At 71.4% G+C, this 2,072-nt stretch carries 1 protein-coding gene; it reads left to right on the top strand.

Annotated features, from left to right (window positions below):
* On the top strand, positions 1–2,072 hold a 2,072-nt coding region (locus ABZ749_RS34395; RefSeq protein ID WP_357235406.1), incomplete at both ends, for an error-prone DNA polymerase.

Raw genomic sequence — 2,072 nt, 5'->3', positions numbered from 1 at the left:
GCCGATGGCGGCGACTCTCCGGCCTGGAGCCGCCGCCGCGAGCAGTACCAGCCACCGGAGCTGACCCGCCCCGACGGCGTGGTGCCCTACGCGGAGCTGCACGCGCACACCAACTTCAGCTTCCTCGACGGCGCCAGCCACCCGGAGGAGCTGGCCGAGGAGGCGGCCCGGCTGGGGCTCACCGCGCTCGCCGTCACCGACCATGACGGTTTCTACGGGGTGGTCCGCTTCGCCGAGGCGGCTCGTACGCTGGGCCTGCCGACCATCTTCGGCGCGGAGCTGTCCCTCGGCCTGCCCGGCCCGCAGAACGGCGAGCCCGACCCGCACGGCGCGCACCTGCTGGTGCTCGCGCACGGCCACGAGGGGTACGCCCGGCTGGCCACCACCATCGCCCGCGCCCAGCTGCGCGGCGGGGAGAAGGGCCGCCCGGATTACGGGGACCTGGAGGAGGTCGCCGCCGAGCTGCGTGACCATGTGCTGGTGCTGACCGGCTGCCGCAAGGGGCACGTGCCGGGGGCGTTGCTCACCGAGGGGGTGGACGCGGCGGCCCGCGAGTTGGACCGGCTGACCGCGCTCTTCGGCGCGGAGACGGTGGCCGTGGAGCTGACCGACCACGGTCATCCCGTCGACGCCGACCGTAACGACGCGCTCGCCGAGCTGGCCGCCGCGGCCGGGTTGCCGACGGTGGCCAGCAACAACGTGCACTACGCCAGCCCCGGCCGGCGTCGGCTGGCCACCACCGTCGCCGCGGTCCGGGCCCGACGCAGCCTGGACGAGATCGACGGCTGGTTGCCCGCAGCGGCCACCGCCCACCTGCGCAGCGGCGCGGAGATGGCGGCCCGGTTCGCCGCGTACCCGGGTGCGGTGGCGCGGGCCGCCGAGTTCGGCGCCGAGTTGGCCTTCGACCTCCAACTCGTCGCGCCGCAGCTGCCGGCGTACCCGGTGCCGCCGGGGCACACCGAGATGAGTTGGCTGCGGAAGCTGACAGCTGACGGGGCGCACGAGCGCTACGGGCCGCCGCAGGCGCACCCGACGGCGTACGCGCAACTCGAGCACGAACTGAACATGATCGAGGAGCTGGGTTTCCCCGGCTATTTCCTGGTGGTCTACGACATCGTCACGTTCTGCCGTGACCAGGACATCTACTGCCAGGGTCGGGGTTCGGCGGCCAACTCGGCGGTCTGCTATGCGTTGCGGATCACCAATGTGGACGCGGTCCGGCACCAACTGCTCTTCGAGCGGTTCCTCGCCCCGGAACGGGACGGCCCACCCGACATCGACGTGGACATCGAGTCCGACCGCCGGGAGGAGGTGATCCAGCATGTCTACACCCGTTACGGCCGGGAGCACGCCGCCCAGGTCGCCAACGTCATCTCCTACCGGCCCCGGTCGGCCGTGCGGGACGTGGCCAAGGCGTTCGGCTACTCCCCGGGGCAGCAGGACGCCTGGAGCAAGCAGATCGACAGGTGGGGTTCGGTCGCCACCGTCGATGTCGAGAACATCCCCGAGCAGGTGGTGGAGTACGCCAACGAGTTGCAGACGTTCCCGCGGCACCTGGGCATCCACTCCGGCGGCATGGTGATCTGCGACCGGCCGGTGATCGAGGTCTGCCCGGTGGAGTGGGGGCGGATGCCCGGGCGCAGCGTCCTGCAATGGGACAAGGACGACTGCGCCGCGGTGGGCCTGGTCAAGTTCGACCTCCTCGGCCTGGGCATGCTCTCCGCCCTGCACTACGGCTACGACATGATCGGGTCCCGGCTCGACCTGGGCGACATGACCCTGGACGACCCGGAGGTCTACGACATGCTCTGCCGGGCCGACTCGGTCGGGGTGTTCCAGGTGGAGAGCCGGGCCCAGATGGCCACCCTGCCCCGACTCAAGCCCCGCGAGTTCTACGACCTGGTGGTCGAGGTGGCGCTGATCCGCCCCGGCCCGATCCAGGGCGGTTCGGTGCACCCGTTCATCCGCCGCAAGAACGGCCAGGAGCCGGTGACCTTCGCGCACCCGCTGATGCGCAACGCCCTGGAGAAGACCCTGGGTGTGCCGTTGTTCCAGGAGCAGCTGATGCAGCT

The sequence above is a fragment of the Micromonospora sp. NPDC047753 genome (assembly GCF_040642735.1).
Lineage (GTDB): Bacteria > Actinomycetota > Actinomycetes > Mycobacteriales > Micromonosporaceae > Micromonospora.
This window is presented reverse-complemented; position numbering and strand designations above follow the sequence as displayed.